This is a genomic window from Tengunoibacter tsumagoiensis (assembly GCF_003967535.1).
GTDB lineage: Bacteria > Chloroflexota > Ktedonobacteria > Ktedonobacterales > Ktedonobacteraceae > Tengunoibacter > Tengunoibacter tsumagoiensis.
In genome coordinates this window covers 2,004,452-2,021,268 of the sequence record NZ_BIFR01000002.1, presented here as the reverse complement: position 1 = coordinate 2,021,268, position 16,817 = coordinate 2,004,452, and the positions used below count along the sequence as shown (strand labels likewise).

Here is a 16,817-nt window from a genome sequence, read left to right as displayed (position 1 = left end):
TTGACGCTGGTGAAACCTAAACAGAGAAGAGAGCAGGCATACGTCTGCTTCAAAAGGAGTTAAAAGCCATGGTTTACTCACACAGAAATATGGTCGAAGAGCAAAAAGAGGCGGCGCAGAAAGTCCAGCAGATCACGACCATTTGTGAAGGCCTCTCGATCAAACTTGATCCGGTTGACTGGCAGAATTTTGGGATGAGGGCGGGTGTGACAGTCAATAAGATCAAGATTGCGGACCTGATAGAGCTGACCCGTCAGGATAGTGCCTCAATTCTGCGTAGCATTCAGATAAAACTGTTCGAGCATGCAGCTCTTCAGGCTATGGGAGCTCGCCCAGATCTCAAAGTCTTGATCTGGAGCCCTGTTGATGTAGTGCAACCACAAGCTTTTGCCAGCCTCTGGATTCTGACCGTGGAGACAAATAAGCGCATAGCTATTGCGGAGTATATCAGGGATGGGCAGCGTATTTATGAGCAGTACACCCTCAATGTCAATGATAGACAACAGCTTACGCAGCTTTTTGGTCCACTCCATAAGGGTGAATATCACATTGGTGACGTGGTAACGATTGAAGATCATCAGCAGAAAAGTGCAGGGAAGATTGTTTACGTTCTGCCAGCAGGCAAAGAATCGACGAGCCGTAAATATACCGCACGAAGTGGCTCTATGAGCATGCGTGGAAAAGTCGCTACAAATGAGGTATCATCCAGATACATTGTGGACTGTCAGGATGGTTTCCCTCACATGGTTAATCAGTGGCAGGTTATGATCGAGGCCGATGACGAGAGTAAGTCCTCCAGCCCATCATCGAGCGTCAGTGTCTGAGAGAAAAAGCACCCCTATTTGCACCAGAGTCTGGCACATTTTTGAGTAGGATGCTGTAAGAAATGGCAGGATAGCTTTCCTGTCACAAGCGCGCACTAAGATCTAAGAGGAATGATAAGAGTGGGCACGTGACCCTGGTAGCGGTCAAAGCGCGCACGACGATCTAAGAGGAACGATGAGAACAGTGGGCCATCCACCGATGGATGGCCTATTTCTGTGTGCATAAAACAATGATAGAGTGTTGACAACCTTCAAGCGGTATCACCCACCACAAGAGAAACAGGCAGAATAGTCTCTGGTGCGACACCTCTGCCATGAATGAGATCGAGAAGGAGATCTGTAGCGGTCTCAGCAACCTTATTCCAGGGAGCGCGAATAGTCGTCAGACTTCGGCAAGGATGGATGCGTGTTTCGATCCCATCAAAGCCAACGATAGCTAGATCATCCGGGACAGTGATGCCATAGCGCTCACAATCCTGCAATAGAATATAAGCGCTCATATCTTCCCAACACACAGCAGCAGTGGGGCGTTGCTGGCGAGGTTGTTGCAAGAGCTCGCGCTCGAAAGCTGTGAGATTGCCAGGTAATGTTTCTGGGGGCGAGATAATCACTTCCAGACCAAATTTTTGCGCAGCCTCAAGAAAAGCGTTCCGGCGGATTGATGCTGAAGTGTGATCAAAGTTTCCGCAACGGTAGAGAACACGACGGTGCCCTTGGGCTGCGAGATGTTCGGCAAGCAGATAAGAGCCATGAGCATTATCAACGGTAACTGAAGGGATAGCAGGTTGTGGATTGGCTATGGCAATAAGAGGAACATGAGAGTGTGCAAGCCGCTCCAGCAGAGCAATGTGAGAGGGGGCTGGAAAGACAATCAGGCCATCGATGCTCCCATTGGCCAGGATTCGATATCGCTCATCAACAGTATGGTCCTCAAAACCAGTATAGAATAAGAGATGATGTTGCCGTTTAACGCAACCAAACTGCAACCCGTTGATGAGTTCAGCGATAAATGGGAGATGAGCATTCATCCACTCTCCATAACCCCCATAAAATCCAATCAGGCCTGTACTCTGGCGGCGCAGGGCCAGGGCAATAGCATTCGGGCTATACCCCAACGAATCGGCTGCCTCAACCACACGCTGGCGTGTAGCTTCTGAGATGCGTGTGCCCTCTCGTGTCGTATCGCGAGAACCCCGCCGTAGAGCAATTGACGCAGTGACCCGATTAACCCCGGCAATTCTGGCTACATCTTCTAATGAGGGGGCCCGGCGCTTGTGCGATCTTTGTTCTGTCATATTCAATCCTGGAGCTGTAGCTATCCCCGATGCGTAGGAACAGCAACCATCTTCTCTTTGCGATGGCTCTCTTTCATTATAGTCGTTTTCCGTCGAAGAATGAAAGTACTAATCAGCCCTATCCCCTTGACAACGGTATTATTGGCATTTACACTCAAGATAGAGAAGAACTAATCGTGTAGTTCTTTTTCTTTGCTCTGTCTTCTAGAAGTGTACAGGTGCCAGCATTGGGTTGGAACCTGGATCAAAGGTGAGGTATTATGATACGTCAACAGCGCAGGTTTCGTATCTTTCTGCTCGCAGCGATGGCGAGTGTCCTACTATCGAGTGGCCTCTTTGTGGTTGGGGGAGAGTTTTTCCAGAATATTCAAAACGCCAGTGCCAAATCTGGCTATGATTGGAAGCAACTCAAAATTGGTGGTGGCGGCTTTGTGACTGGCATCGTTATGCATCCTACTGATCCATCCGTTAGATACGTACGTACGGACGTCGGGGGAGCTTATCGTTGGGATGCTAAGACACAGGCCTGGGTGCAGATGATCACAGCCAATGGGGTCTCTGATGGTGTTTCCAGCGATTACAATGTCGAAAGTATTGCGTTAAGTCAATCGCATAAAAAAGAAGTGATTGTTGCGAGCGGAAACGACAGCGGGACCGTTGATACAGGTCAGGGCCGTATTTTGCGAAGTAATGATGGTGGGCGGACCTGGAAGTCAAGTGCTCAACATTTCTGGATGCAAGGGAATGGCGATGCTCGTCAGGGCACTGAGCGTCTTGCAATTGACCCTGTGAACAACAAGATTGTCTATTTTGGTTCTCGAGCACAGGGCTTATGGATCAGCAAGGACGAAGGTGCAACCTGGACGCAGGTTCCCCTGACTTCGGTGCCAGCGGGAACGAGCCCCGCAGGAGTCGAATTTGTCCGCGTCGATCCAACCGGTCCGGTCGTGCATGGAATCAGTACACGTGTCTACGCCAGCGTTGCTGGTCAGGGTCTCTATCGTTCGGATGATGCAGGAGCCACATGGCGTCAGATCGTCAATTCAACCGACCTGGCGTTTACTTCCGTCATTGCATCAGACCAGACGCTCTATGTTGGTTTTGTCTCGAGCATTCGTCGCTATAATCCAATCAAGGATAGTTGGACCGATATCAGTCCACGAACTGGAAACAATAGCTGGCAGGTTGCGGTCTCTCCGGTTGATCCAAATTTCCTCTTTGCCGCACCGGGAGGACTGAGCTCTGGAAATCTGTTTCGTTCAACTGATGGTGGCGTTACCTGGCAGGGATTAGACATGACTGTCTCACCAGAAAATATTCCCTGGGTAGCTGCAACGAACGAGAAAGACTTCTTCTCAACTGCGACGCTTGCCTTTGATCCAACCATGCCAACACGGATCTGGTTAGCGCAGGGAACCGGTCTCTGGCATGCAGATGACTTGCAAGGGACAGGCGTGACCTGGATTAACGGGAGTCAGGGTATTGAAGAAATGGTTACCACTGATCTCGTTGCACCAGCAGGTGAGGTTCCAGTTAGTACCTTCTATGACCGGCAGGGCGTGTATCATGCCAATCCCGATACATATCCATCCCATGTTCTGTTGGATGATGGCTTCTGGGGAGGGACCAGCATAAACTATAGCGGTGGGAATCCAAACTTTCTGGTAACTGTTCAGGCCAAGAACAACTACTATCCTGCACTGACAGGACGTGGTGCCTACTCAACTGATGGCGGCCGCTCCTGGACTCTGTTCCCTAAGGTGCCAGCGCAGAATGTAGGTGGCAATATTGCCGTTTCGGCGACTGATCCCAATAATATTGTCTGGTTGCCAAGTACAGGAGACTTTGGCAAAGGTAATACGCCAGCTTATACCGTTGATCGTGGTACGATCTGGGGGAACAGTAGCGGTATTACTTCGTCGAATACGCACTGGCTCTTCTGGTGGGGGTCAAAACGGGCTCTGGATGCCGACAAAGTACTTGGAGCGACCTTCTATGTCGTAACCTTTGACGGTACTGGAACATTCTATGTATCTCATGATGGTGGCGCCACTTTCACTCAAGCAGCCAATTCTCCTTCATGTTCACAGGCGAATGATTGTCACGTCTTTGGTCAGCTGCATGCTGCTCCAGGCGAGGCCGGTCATGTCTGGTCCAGTGGCGGAAAAGGCGGCCTCTGGTATACCACCGATGGCGGAGCCACGGCCTGGCATCAGATTCCAGCCGTTCAGGAAGCCCGTTCGTTTGGATTTGGTAAGGCTCTGCCTGGGTCGACCTATCCAGCCATTTATCTCAATGGTAAGGCCAACGGCGATGCAAATTATGGCATCTATCGTTCTGCTGACCAGGGAGCAACCTGGACCTTACTCTCTGCTGCGCCTGCTGGTATCTATGATCAAGTCAATTCAGTCAATGGTGATATGAATATCCCTGGACGTGTCTACGTTGGCTTTGGTGGTAATGGTTTTGTCTATGGTGATGATCAGTCTCTGACAAAGCCAACGGTTAAAAAAGCTGTGAAGCCAGTGTTGGAGTGTGTACTTCCTAATAGTGATGGAAAAACGTATACAGCCTACTTTGGAACACAGAATGATAACAATCAGGCTGTAACCATTCCTGTCGGATCGGCTAATAAGTTCTCGCCAGATCCACAAGATCGGGGGCAGATTGTTACGTTTGCACCAGGACGCCAGCAAGACTCGTTCTCTATTCCCTTTGATGGTTCAAACCTGGTCTGGACTCTGACAGGACCGGATGGGGTGACACGTACAGCAACGGCTTCGAGCACCTCGCAGGCCTGTACTTTTACCCCAACACCTACGCCTACTCCATTGCCTGAGCCGACAATAACAGTGGTGCCACCAGCAACCAGTCCATTGACTATCTTTGATGATGCGGTGGGCGATGGCTGGTACTGGTTCAACTACTACTCTGATGCCAGCATTCTCAATACCAGCCCTGTGCACAGTGGTTCCTACTCTGTTTCATTGACTGGCACGCAGGGATTTGGGGCCGTTGTGTTTGCTCGTTGGAAACCCCCTATTGATGCACCTGCATATGGTGGTATCAGCTTCTGGGTCAATGGTGGTACAACTCCTGGCGTACGCCAGATGCAAGTCTTTACCAATACGCTTGCCGATGGATCAGGTGTATCCAGCCCATCGGCGAATTTTGATGCTCCTGCCGATACCTGGACTCTGGTTACGATTCCCATGAGTGCCCTGGGCAATCCAGACACGATTGGTCGTATCGTAATCAGCGACCGAACAGGCGCTGTTCAGCCAACGCTCTACATCGATGATGTAAGTTTGAGCACCCGTTAAAAAGCGCGTCTTTAAGATTATGGAGGCTTTCGCAACCTATATACTAGTTGCGAAAGCCTCCATAGTCGTTTGCCAGATCATGAGTGATAGTGCAATCTGTTGAGATTCTTTCTGGTATATGCTACTATTGGGTCGTAGTATTAGATTTTATTTGCATAATCTTCATTGGGTGAGTATAGTGATGGAACATGAGGAACTTAGCAACTGGTTTGAAGCGCAGAAGATGCTTCTTCAGACTTCCTATATGGCCGCAGCCCAGCCCTGGCAGCAGTCGGGAGTTGGCCTGAACACTCCCAGAAGCGCCCAGGATTGGGAGGTTCTGCGTAGGCCAATTGCTGATTGTATCACTACCTCTGGAAGCTTTCTCGATATTGGATGTGCGAATGGCTATTTATTAGAATGTATTCTCAATTGGACGTACGAACGACATCTTCACATCATTCCGTATGGCCTTGATTTTTCTGATCAACTGGTTGCGTTGGCGAGAAAGCGCCTTTCAGACTATGCTGATCATATAGTTGTCGGCAATGCCTGGAACTGGTCGCCACCTCAGAAATTTGCTTACGTCAATACCGGATTGGAATACGTTCCTGAACGGTTACAAAAAGCGTATGTTCAAAGGTGCCTGGATCTCTATGTACAGCCAGGTGGATATCTCCTTGTTACAGAGTATCTGGGTGGAAGGACAGGTATACCAGCACTGAGAATCAACGACGTTCTCCAGCAGTGGGGGTATACAATTGAAGAAGTCAGAGAGAGTTTTTTAGAGTATGATCCGCCTGCCAGGATGCGAGTAGCCGTGATCAGAAACATGCACCCCAAACTCACAACAGGTGAGCCACTGTGAAAGAGTGGCTCACCTGTTGTGAAGTGCTCTCATTGAGAGCCAGAGATTCTCTTAACCTTTGATAAAGCCAGCAACGAGGGCCTGTTGCATACGTCGTTGAACCAGAACATAAACGAGGTAGACTGGCACCAGTGTGAACAGCGTTCCAGCCGTGAGGAGACCGTAGTCAACAATATTGAGCGTTTTCAGCAGAGGAAGAGCGACCTGAACCGTCTGTGTATCTCCACCGAGAATGACAAGTGCAAAGATATATTCGTTCCAGAACGTCAGGAAATTCAGAATCAACACCGTCGCAATACCAGATGTTGAAAGCGGAAGAATGATGCGGAGGAGAATCGTCAAACGAGTAGCACCATCAATGACCGCCGCCTCTTCAATCTCATATGGAATGGTACGCATAAATTGAACCATCATAATAATTGTAAGAGGCAAGGCTCCAACTGGATAGAACAGAATCAGAAACAGCGTAGAGTGAAAGAGCCCCAACTGGATCGAAAGCAGGAAGGTTGGAACCAGCACCGCAAAGCCTGGGATCAAAAATCCCGTCGCAAATCCACTCTCGATGAATGCAGTCCCTTTAATGGGAATGCGTGCGATTCCATAGGCAGCTGGAAGGGCGAGCACCAGCGTAAGTACTTCCGAGCAGATGGTGATATAGACAGAATTGCCCATGGCGGAAAGAAGATTTGCATCATCCTGGGCCCTGAAGAAATTTTGCAGCGAAAATGAGGTTGGCAAACTCAAAGGTTGTGTAAAAATGGCATCATTACTCTTGAATGCAGAGATAATGAGATAATATATCGGCAACAGAATAATGATGACATACACTATAATGAGAAAGCGTACAAGATTTGTACTGATCAAAGAGCGAATTGATCTGCGTGAACGTTGCCTTGACGGGCTCTGTTGCAAAGACATGCTTCCCACAATCTTGATCCTTTCGTAGAAGGCTAGTAGGCAGGGCGGAAGAGTGAACGAATCAGCAACATGCCCAGGACGCTTACAAAGAAAAGAAAGGTACCAATTGCCTGGCTATACCCCAGATGAGAGCTGACAAAAGCCTCATTGTATAGCAAGAAACTAATAGTCGTTGAAGATGTACCAGGCCCGCCTTTCGTGAGCAGGAGAACCGTTTGAGCTGAACCCAGCAATAGTCCGAGAAACTGAAGCATCGTCATCACGCCCACGAAATCACGTGCCATAGGGAAAGCGATAAACCGTATTTTTTCCCAATGAGTAGCTCCATCAATCTGCGCCGCCTCGTATAATTCTGACGAGATACCTGATAGGCGAGCCGCAAAGACCACCGCACAAAACCCAATTCCTCCCCAGAGGTTGATACCAATAATAGAACCGAGTGCCGTTGATGTATCGGCATTCCATAGGTGCGTCAGAGCCTGGAGATGAACCGCATTCAACAGCGCATTAATAATCCCATTGGGAGCATAGATGCCAATGAACAGCATCGTTGCAGCAACTGCAGACATGAGGGTAGGTGTGAAGCAGACAACATTCAAGAACTGGTAGCCAGGTGGGCGCAAGCTCAGGTAGTAGCCAAGCAGGAAAGAGATAGGGATCAGGATTGGGATCGTAACTCCAATATGGACGGCTGTATTGCGTAATGCGATGTAAAACGTTGGATCGTTAAACATATAGGTGTAGTTATGCAAGCCATCAAAGTACTTGGGAGCCAGTAAGCTCCCCCAGTTTAGCGTACTATAATAGAACATACTTGCAAAGGGACCGACCATAAAAAAAAGGTACCAGAGGATAGCAGGTCCGGTAAAAATGATCAGGGCGATGAGGTCACGCCGCCACCTCTTTGAGGAAAACGGTGAATTGCTGCGTTTAGGCTGGCCAACGGATGCCTTAAAGGCATCCGTTTTTTTTACTGTGAGCTCCGCACTTTGAGTGTCTAGATCGAAGGACGAACTCATTGTTTGTAGGCTCCTTCTAATGATTGGCAGATCTGGGGGCTACTCTGTCCTTTAGTATAAGCCAGACCAGTGGCTCGAATTAAGTTCTGCTGCACATTACCAGGTACAGAGACATCATTGGTGGAGATATAAGAGACCCGGTTATCCAGTTCTGTGGTAGCCTGTTTGAGCAAGGGGCTCGCATTTGGATCTGGTTGCACCGACTTCAATGTTGGGATCATGCCAGTTGAGACCTGTTTGGCAATGACACTGGAGGAGAACATATATTGCACAAACTTGCGGACTACATCAAGATGCTTCTGACCATTCGGACTGATCCAGATACCCATGCTTGTATATCCCTGATACGCCGTCGGTTTGTCATAGGCTGAACCGGAAGGAATAGGCAGACCACCAAGATAGATGTGATTGGCCAGATCGCTGGATGCACCAGCAAACGCCCAGGAACCAGCAGACATCATTGAGGCGCCAGCAGTATAGAATTGAGAGTTCATCTGGTCAGCGGTCAGTCCTGCAACGTCTTTGACGAACACACCTGAATCACGTATCTGATTGAAGAGATTAATGCCCTTCATGACATTGGGGTTAGAGCAGAACGTACCATTTTTGAGCACATTGCCGATCTCATCTGCCTTCATATACGCTTCCATAAACTGTGTAAAGAGCGTATACCCAGACCAGTCGTTGCCACCAACGACAAAGCCACCTTTGCCAGCGGCCTGTAAGGCTTTCCCATCAGCAATCAGCTCATCAGTCGTGGTAGGGGCCTGTGTAATGCCAACGCTTTTGAGGAGGTCCATATTGTACCAGACCGGCCATTTAAAACCGTTGTAAGGAAAGGCCACTAGCTTGCCATCTTGAGTCCACTCTTTTGTGGCTTCTGGAATGAGCTGTGAACTAATGCCCCATTGCTGTGCCAGGTCTTTGACATCAATAACCGCTCCCTCTTTTGACCATTCAGTTGCTTTATCTGCCAGATTTACCATCACCACATCAGCTTCTTTTCCCGCCACTAGTGAGGTTTCATAGACCTGCGTGGCATCACTGGCTGCGATCGTCTGCTTCACAGTGACATGGTTCTGAGTCTCAAAATCGTGCAAGATCTGCTGAAAAACTGCTCCATTAGGAGTAGCCTTGGCAGTAATATGCAAAATACTCAATGTATCACTGCTGGAACTGCTTGCACTGTCGCCACAACTGCTTAAGAGTGGCAGAAGCGCACAGAAGACTACAAGCCATAGAGTAAGCGTCTTTGATGGAAGTTTCACAACTATACTCCTGTCCTAAATAAACAAGCCAATCTACCCGCGCAAGATCCTGGACGCTAGTAAAGCGCTACCAATATCTGATAGACTGGAACACAACACCAATGTTTGCGTGTAGGATAAAAACAACAATCGCTGTTGTTCCCTAAAAGAATTGTGAAAAAACCGGTTGTTTTGGATGAAAAAACCAGTTTTTAATCCGGTTAATTTCGGTTCTTGTTTTAAGAATAAGAGAGAAATGAGGAATTGTCAAGCGCTTGCCTGTGGAAATATGGTGGCAATTGAAACAAATTGGAGGATATCAGGGACTGAACATCGTGACTAATGAGGCTACTTGACAACGCTAGCTTTTCTTTTTATGCTTGCAATGAGGATCTTATTCTCGGTTGAATCTGGATGTATTGACCATATTTAACCGGTTAATTTCGTGAAATATGTTGGTGAAATCATGAGCATGATACGATTTGTTGGAAGGTATGCGCTTGCCTTGTTGTAGAGAGGTCAAGTAATCCCTTTATGGCATTTTTTGTTGTATTTATCAACTTCAATGCCTTGCGAAAGGCCCTTATTTCTTGTTTGTCGAAAGAGAAAAGCCCTTGCGGAAGTCTGTGGGGTCCTGTCCATAGGCTTCTTTGAAGACACTATAAAAGCGGCTAACGGAGCCAAATCCCGCTGACAGTGCAATCTCAGAGACATTGGCATCGCTTGTTAGCAGGAGACGTTGGGCATGAGCAACGCGATACTGGTTGATATATTCGGTGATGCTGATGCCAACATGTTTACGGAACAGGCTCATCGCATAGTTTGGATGAAGATGAACATGGGAGGCGATCTGCTCAACTTTTAAGGGCTGGGTATAGGATTCGGCGATAAAAGCGGCAATCTCTTCTACTTTGTTGAGCGTGGTAGAGGCTGTCCCATGGTGCTGATCCTGTTCAGAGCTGGGATGAGGAACGGAGAGTAAGATGCGGCGTAGAGAGGCTTCAAGCTCGAGCAAGATGATTTTATTATGTTCAGGTGTCTGAGCTTTCATGTCATGGTGCCATTGATGGAGCCGTATGCAAATTTCTTGACACAGTTCTTCAAGCACATATTGTAGAAATTTTCCTCCAATAATCTGTTGGAGGAGCGTATCTGGGAGATGGCATTGCATAAATAGCGAGAACGGAATGGTGATCCAATGAAAATGTGAATCTGGCTCGATATGAACAACCTGATGAGGGGTTGCTCCCCAGAAGATGGCAAGATGATTGGGTCTGATGCTTATACGCGAGCCGCCAAAGAGATACGTAATTGAGCCAGTTTCAACGACGTTCAGTTCGATCTCATTATGACGATGAGGTCGAGGCATAATCGTGGCAGGTCTCCACTCACCAGCTAACCCCATAATCTGATTTTCAACAAATTCGTCATTGAGTGAGAACATCTCTCGCCTCCTTTTATGAGACATTATGCATGCAATAGTCATATGCCTTGAAGGATTGCATTTTCTTCTGAATCCATCTATTCTCTTAAGAAACGATCTGCAAAAAACATAATGTTTTTGCCCATAGTGGAGAAAAAGAAATATGCATATTGTAGTCAATAATCCACTTTTAGTTGCTACGTTTGTAATCGTGATGTTGCTCGTTTGGGGGCTTGCTATTATTCATCTTGAGCCGCGTCCCCGGCGTCAACGGAGCCAGAGCCCGGTCCGTGGTCAAGCTCCCATACGGAAACGTCCTTCGATCAGCAAAAAAGATATTCCAAAGGTAAATGGGCGCATCCCATCCTGGCAAAAAGACCCTGGTGCCCGAGTTGCGAATAAGTATGGCAGAGCTCGTAGTCCAGAGTGGCCCCGAGTCGCCCATGAGCATCTCAGACACGAGCCAGCTTGTGTAGTCTGTGGTCACCTGGGAAAAGGATTACAGGTTCACCATATCAAGCCATTCCATCTCTTCCCAGAGCTCGAACTTGATCCGAATAACTTGATTACTCTCTGTGAAATTAAAGGTCGCACACATCACCTGCTCATTGGTCATCTTGATGACTGGGAATCGTATAACAAACGTGTACGAGAAGATACAAAGCTCTACAGTCATCAGAGCGCCACTGCAATTAAGGCTAATCCTCATTGGCAGAAAGAGGTAGCGCAACGCCCTATGCCTTAGTATCCAGATGAAAACGATTCTTCCTGACCTTAGAATACAGGATAGATTCCATTGAATGCAAGAGGATGATGTCAGAATAGTCTTGTATAGTCAGGAGCAGAGAGATGTTTAACTAGCCTTTTCAATCTGCCGGGAGGAAGACTATAATGACCACTTATAACACTGCTGTTATGCCTGAAGCCCATGAATATGCCGGACGATCCCCCTTTCATTTAACAGAAGAACAGATTCAATTCTTTGATGATAACGGTTATCTTATTCTGCGAAACTGGATTCCCCAGGATTTATTACAGCGTCTACAGAATGCTGGTGAAGCCTGGATTCAGCAAGGGTATGCCAGTCAGGAGGGTCAGCCGCTTCATAAGGATTACGCCTTTACGCAACGTCCTCATGGGCGCGTGATGTTTCGGGTTGAGTACTTGCATAATAAAGGGCAAGAGGCTTCGCTAGAACTTCTCGGAAGTCCCTATGTTCAGGCTGTAGCTGAGAGCCTGACGGGTGCAAACTTTGTGCCAACATATGAATCGATGGTCTTTAAAGAGAAGCAGGATGGGGCGGCTATTCGCTGGCATCAGGACGCCGTCCACCCTCGCTCTTATCGTATCTTCAATTATGATCTCTATCTTGATCGTTCGACCGCTGATGGCGGAGCATTGCGCGTGATTCCCGGTAGCCAGAAACGACGCCAGGATATCTGTGATCTGACCGACCGTTTTGGGTGGGAGCCAGAGAATGTGATCACCGTCGAGATGGAGCCAGGAGATGTCTTATTGCACGATGTTATGGTCGTACATGGTTCTCCGCAAGTTGAAGGAAAAAATCTGCGTCGGACCATCTATTACGAGTTTCGTGCAGCCGAAGAGATTATCAAAGAAGGTCCCTGGGATCGTACATGGATTGACCGACGTCTCCGTCTGCTTCCAGAGGCGCAGCGTCATTTTCGGCAGCGTTACCCCCAGGTTGAACCTTTTACCTGGAACGTGACACCAGATTTTCGACCAGAGAACCTGACAAGCGACAAAGTTGAACTGAAAGTTGAACACGGTACCCATACCGGAGGCACGTTCTGTAGTGCAGGTGATGCAGGCAAAAAAGAAGCATAGCACCTGCCCGGCGTCAATCCAGTAGCGTAAAAGCGTGGGCCCCACAGCCATCTGGCGACACAGTACCAGATGGCTGTGGGGCTTGCTTTTATGCTATTGGAGGAAGACCATTTTTCGATTCAAACCAGTACATTTGTATCAAACTCTTGCCAGGCAAGCAAAGATTTGTGAGAATTGTATATAAGTCAACGTATATATGTAACAGGACCCCTCTGTAATTGTGCGTGCCCTTCTGCGAATACACCATTGACCTGGTCATCTTCGCAAAGCGCAGCCTCGTGTGCTATATCTGTCTGTCTCTCTAACAGACGATATTTGCATGCAGAACATAACGAGAGGTGGAGATCTGTTTGATCATTGATTAACCTATTTTTATCTGTGACACAGATCTAAAACAGATGTATTGTTTAGATTGACAGAAGAAAGCGCCCCTTTATTTAGGCAGATTGCGGCTTTCTTTCTGTACTAAACTGCACATAGGTGTATGTGTAGTTCCAGGCTTTCAGCTCGATGCGGAAAGGAACCAACCTCATGCAAAGGTTTGGCACTATTAGCCGGGTAGCAACCCTACTGGGCATTGCTTGTACATTACTGCTCGCTGGTTGTGGCAGCACTTCTTCACCCACGACCCCCTCATCTGCTAAGAAGGTAACCTTGATTACTGATATTGGTGGTTTGAACGACCAGGGTTTTAACCAGCTCTCTTATCAAGGCTATAAAAAGGCGCTGGATAAATATGGTTTTACCCGCTCGGTCATTGAGACCAAATCGCAGGATCAATATGTCAGTGAGCTGACTCAGGCGGCTCAGAACTCTGATCTGGTCATTGGTGTTGGTTTCTTGATGGCAAATGCCATGGATCAGGTTGCCAAAGCCAATCCAAATAAAAGCTTTGCCTTGATTGATGCCTGTCCTGCGAAGGATGCTAGCGGCGCTTGCGATAATCTGCCAAACGTTGCTCCTCTGTTCTTTAAAGAGCAGGAAGCTGGTTGTCTGGTTGGTGCTATGGCTGCTCAGATGGAGCTTGATGGTAAAGCCAAAGTATCGAAATTATTGGGTCAGAGCACCATTGGCGCTGTAGGTGGTCTGGAGATTCCTCCAGTACAGCACTACATTGCTGGTTATCAATACTGCGCTCAGCAGGTAGATCCAGCCGTTAAAGTAGTGATCAACTATGCGCAGTCCTTTGAAGATACCACCAAATGTAACGATGCAGCGACCAGCCAGATCAACCAGCACCAGGCAGACATCATCTTCCAGGTTGCCGGTGGTTGTGGTATTGGTGCCTTAGCTGCTGCCAAGGATAAAGGCGTTTATGGTATCGGCGTTGATAGCGACCAGTCTCAGATCAACGGCAACGTAATTACCAGTGCTGTGAAGCGTCTGGATACTGCTGTCTATGATACCATCTCTGATTTCCAGGCCGGCAAATTTACGGCCACTCCTCCAACCTTCGACCTGAAGATGGATGGCGTTGGTTATGGTACTGTTAGCAGCGATGTCCCAGCCGATGCAAAAGCTAAGGCTGATGAGTATGCTCAGAAGATCAAAGATGGCAGCCTGACGGTGCCTGATTCGATCAAAGGCTAAGCATTCTATCCAGGGCGAACCTGCAAGGATCTGAGATGGAGGAAATTCATCTCAGATCTTTCTTGCTGACTAAGATCTGGAATGTTTGATAAAGTGGCTTTTGTGCCAACTTGTTGCTTTTCGTCTACTGTTTTGATAGGGCTAGCTTTATCGCCCACAATGGCTGGTATAGGTGCCACTTTTTCGCACAGGAGGATGCCACTATGGCAGAGCCAATAGTGCAGCATGAGACGCCATCTTTCGCGTCCAAACTTTTGCACTGGACCCAGAAACTCGTTGCTTCTGCGGGCCGCCCCCTCTTTGCAGTGCTTATTGCGCTATTCGTGAGCGGAATACTCATCATGTTTACCTCGCCGGGAACATTGGTAGACCGTTTTTCGAGTATGCTCACGGCTTTTCAGTTTATGTACACCGGGTCTTTTGGCGATATACAAAGCGCCTCTTTTAGCCTTGTCTGGGTGACATCGCTCATTTTTGCCGGTATTTCGGTTGCGCTGGCTTTCCGAGCGGGCCTTTTTAATATTGGAGCTGCCGGTCAACTGGCCGTTGGAACCGTTATTGCTGGTGCAATCGGGCTAAAATTTTCAAGCTTACCTGGTCCACTATTGATTACCGTGATGATTATTGGGAGCGCACTTGCCAGTGGGCTATGGGGAAGCATCGTTGGGTTTCTAAAGGCCTGGCGGGGAGCCCATGAAGTAGTCACAACCATTATGTTGAACTGGATTGCGTTCTTTGTCGCTGCTTATCTGATTAATGATGGCCCTTTAAAAGCTCCCAGGATGCCTCAACAGTCGTTACCACTTCCTCCCCAGGCAACGTTGCCGTCGATTGCTACCTTCTATAATCAGACTCTGGGTCAGTTTCTGCCAGCTATTCAATATCCTACCCTCTATCGCGTCGATGTGAGTTTCTTCTTTGCCTTGATTGCTCTGCTTCTCTACTGGTTTTTGACTGCGCGAACAACGTTTGGATATGAACTGCGTGTCTTGGGACAGAATCTAAAGGCGGCTAGATATGCAGGTATCTCAGTGAAATGGAATACCGTTGCTGTTATGGCCCTTTCTGGCGCTTTTGCTGGTCTTGCAGGAGCTTTTCACCTGATGGGTCAGGTTCCTTATCAATTATATGGCACTGCTTTTAGTGGCGATCAGACAGGTTTCAATGCCATTGGTGTAGCTCTGCTTGGGCGCACGACCCCTCTTGGCATTTTGCTCTCAGCATTGCTATTTGGTGGATTGCAACAGGCTGCTCAGAGTATGGAGATGTTTGCCCATATTCCTGGTGATCTCGTCAGTATTATCCAGGCCCTGGTGCTCTTCTCTGTGGCAGCAGAATTTTTGCCTGCACTTCAGCGAGTGATGCCAAAGTGGTTACGTCGCAATCGTCGTTCAGCTCTGGCCCCCAATGTGACTGAGGTTTCGACTATTGAACAAGACGAGCCTCTGCCCGCTGTCGATACTGAGATACATACAGCACTAGATGCAGGCGAGCCAGCAGCCAGTGCTGCCAGTCAGGAGGAATAGCAATGTTCTTTGAGGTGTTTTCACGAGTTATAGTCTCTGCCGATCTCTGGCAGGCCGCGTTACTGATTGCCTCGTTGCTTCTCTTGCCTGCATTAGGCGGTGTTATTTCAGAGCGCAGCGGTGTCGTCAACATTGGTATGGAAGGAATGATGCTGGTGGGCGCGTATGCTGGCGTGATGACAGCACTGGCAACGCGGAATGTGTTTCTGGGTGTGCTGGGGGCAATGATCGCTGGCGGCATCTTAGCTCTTGTGCATGCGATCATCTCCATTCACTTTCATGCCAATCAGACTGTGAGCGGTATTGCCATTAATATCGCTGCCCTGGGTTTAACAAACTTTCTGTTGCCGATTCAAACAGGAGGAGCTGGCGTCTCGGCGTTGACTGATAACCTCCGTCTGCCTCGCTTAAGCTGGGGGCCATTGACAAATCTTCCGTTTGTTGGGTCGGTATTGTTTAATCAGAACATTATGTTCTACATTGCAATTGTCATTCTGATTGCAATACATGTTCTATTGTTCCATACGAATATTGGTCTTCGCATCCGCGCAGTTGGCGAGCATCCGCAGGCTGCCGACACAGCCGGGGTGAATGTGCGTCTGGTCCGTTATCTCTGTGTGGTTGCAAGCGGCCTCTTATCTGGCCTGGCTGGAGCGTTCCTCTCATTGGGCATTGCAGGGATTTTCAATTCCAATATGACCTCTGGTCGTGGTTTTATTGCACTGGCTGCGATGATTTTCGGTAAATATACGCCCTTTGGAACGGCTGGTGCCTGTCTGGTCTTTGGTCTGGGTGAGGCCTTAAGCACACGCTTGCAGGACACAGGGACTTCTCCCAATCTATTAAGTACCCTGCCCTATCTACTGACGTTGATTGCGCTGATCGGATTGGTTGGCCGAACCACTGCCCCGGCGGCGGATGGTGTTCCTTATGAGCCCGGTTCACACTAGGAGAGAC

The 16,817-nt window shown here is 48.3% G+C and carries 13 protein-coding genes; 8 read left to right on the top strand and 5 right to left on the bottom strand.

The window, feature by feature from the left end; translation table 11 throughout:
- Nucleotides 1-68: 68 nt before the first annotated feature.
- Nucleotides 69-824, top strand: a complete 756-nt coding sequence (locus EL628_RS28185) for a hypothetical protein (protein WP_126583304.1) — start codon at nt 69-71, stop codon at nt 822-824.
- Nucleotides 825-1,075: 251 nt separating this feature from the next.
- Here EL628_RS28185 and EL628_RS28180 read toward each other — a convergent pair whose 3' ends face one another.
- Nucleotides 1,076-2,119, bottom strand: a complete 1,044-nt coding sequence (locus tag EL628_RS28180) for a LacI family DNA-binding transcriptional regulator (RefSeq protein ID WP_126583303.1) — start codon at nt 2,117-2,119, stop codon at nt 1,076-1,078.
- A 260-nt stretch (nt 2,120-2,379) separates the two neighbouring features.
- Between EL628_RS28180 and EL628_RS28175 the strand changes: the two genes are divergently transcribed.
- Complete coding sequence (locus tag EL628_RS28175) at nt 2,380-5,442, top strand: VPS10 domain-containing protein (RefSeq protein WP_126583302.1); 3,063 nt, start codon at nt 2,380-2,382, stop codon at nt 5,440-5,442.
- Nucleotides 5,443-5,623: 181 nt separating this feature from the next.
- Entirely contained in the window at nt 5,624-6,289 is a 666-nt protein-coding gene (locus tag EL628_RS28170; RefSeq protein WP_161975842.1) for a class I SAM-dependent methyltransferase, read from the top strand.
- Between the two features lie 51 nt (nt 6,290-6,340).
- On the opposite strand, the gene EL628_RS28165 is transcribed toward EL628_RS28170, so the two are convergent.
- The 4 genes from EL628_RS28165 to EL628_RS28150 all read right to left on the bottom strand — a co-directional run bounded on the left by EL628_RS28165 (nt 6,341) and on the right by EL628_RS28150 (nt 10,917).
- On the bottom strand, nt 6,341-7,207 hold the full coding sequence (locus tag EL628_RS28165) for a carbohydrate ABC transporter permease (protein WP_126583642.1): 867 nt from the start codon (nt 7,205-7,207) through the stop codon (nt 6,341-6,343).
- A 32-nt stretch (nt 7,208-7,239) separates the two neighbouring features.
- Nucleotides 7,240-8,226 (bottom strand): carbohydrate ABC transporter permease, encoded by a 987-nt coding sequence (locus tag EL628_RS28160; RefSeq protein WP_126583300.1) that lies wholly within the window; start codon nt 8,224-8,226, stop codon nt 7,240-7,242.
- The gene (locus EL628_RS28155) at nt 8,223-9,494 is read right to left on the bottom strand and encodes an ABC transporter substrate-binding protein (RefSeq protein WP_161975841.1); all 1,272 of its coding nucleotides are present in this window, start codon (nt 9,492-9,494) and stop codon (nt 8,223-8,225) included. The genes EL628_RS28160 and EL628_RS28155 overlap by 4 nt, the downstream gene beginning before the upstream one ends.
- A gap of 562 nt (nt 9,495-10,056) precedes the next feature.
- Nucleotides 10,057-10,917 (bottom strand): helix-turn-helix domain-containing protein, encoded by an 861-nt coding sequence (locus EL628_RS28150; RefSeq protein ID WP_161975840.1) that lies wholly within the window; start codon nt 10,915-10,917, stop codon nt 10,057-10,059.
- Nucleotides 10,918-11,059: 142 nt separating this feature from the next.
- On the opposite strand from EL628_RS28150, the gene EL628_RS28145 reads away from it, so the two are divergent.
- From EL628_RS28145 to EL628_RS28125, 5 genes are all read left to right on the top strand, one after another.
- Nucleotides 11,060-11,641, top strand: a complete 582-nt coding sequence (locus tag EL628_RS28145; protein ID WP_218029015.1) for an HNH endonuclease — start codon at nt 11,060-11,062, stop codon at nt 11,639-11,641.
- Nucleotides 11,642-11,787: 146 nt separating this feature from the next.
- A complete protein-coding gene (locus EL628_RS28140) occupies nt 11,788-12,744 on the top strand; it encodes a phytanoyl-CoA dioxygenase family protein (protein ID WP_126583297.1) in 957 nt (318 codons plus the stop codon).
- A gap of 531 nt (nt 12,745-13,275) precedes the next feature.
- Nucleotides 13,276-14,334 carry a BMP family lipoprotein gene (locus EL628_RS28135; protein WP_161975839.1) on the top strand — a complete coding sequence of 353 codons (1,059 nt, stop codon included), beginning with the start codon at nt 13,276-13,278 and terminating at the stop codon, nt 14,332-14,334.
- Between the two features lie 203 nt (nt 14,335-14,537).
- Nucleotides 14,538-15,860 carry an ABC transporter permease gene (locus tag EL628_RS28130; RefSeq protein ID WP_126583295.1) on the top strand — a complete coding sequence of 441 codons (1,323 nt, stop codon included), beginning with the start codon at nt 14,538-14,540 and terminating at the stop codon, nt 15,858-15,860.
- A gap of 2 nt (nt 15,861-15,862) precedes the next feature.
- Nucleotides 15,863-16,810 carry an ABC transporter permease gene (locus tag EL628_RS28125; RefSeq protein ID WP_126583294.1) on the top strand — a complete coding sequence of 316 codons (948 nt, stop codon included), beginning with the start codon at nt 15,863-15,865 and terminating at the stop codon, nt 16,808-16,810.
- The last annotated feature ends 7 nt before the right edge of the window (nt 16,811-16,817 follow it).